The sequence below is a fragment of the Clostridium sp. CAG:43 genome (genome assembly GCF_000434655.1).
GTDB lineage: Bacteria > Bacillota > Clostridia > Lachnospirales > Lachnospiraceae > Otoolea > Otoolea fessa.
This window is the reverse complement of record NZ_FR895078.1, coordinates 13,249-13,503: the sequence shown is the minus strand read 5'-3', so window position 1 is coordinate 13,503 and position 255 is coordinate 13,249. Positions and strand designations below refer to the sequence as shown.

Here is a 255-nt window from a genome sequence, read left to right as displayed (position 1 = left end):
ACGCCGATGATGCTCGCCATCGTCACCCGGATTGACAGACCAAACGTGATAACCAGGATTCCTAAATCAAGAACAACCGGGTCCATCAGACCGAATGATTGTCCGTAATTCAGCCACGACAGTCCCCTGACGCCGGATGCCATATTTCCGATAAATCCACCTAACACAATCCCTGTCATCAGAAGCAGCAGCAGAATCCAGAAATTTTTTGCTCGATTCATGATACCGAATACCGCCCCTTTCTATAATCTTTAT

General features: G+C 47.1%; 1 protein-coding gene. It reads right to left on the bottom strand.

The genetic code is table 11. The features are described 5' to 3' along the window. Positions 1-221, bottom strand: a 221-nt coding sequence (locus QVO97_RS06190) for a DUF4321 domain-containing protein (protein WP_288189151.1), incomplete at its 3' end; no start/stop codon positions are given. Between the last annotated feature and the right edge of the window lie 34 nt (positions 222-255).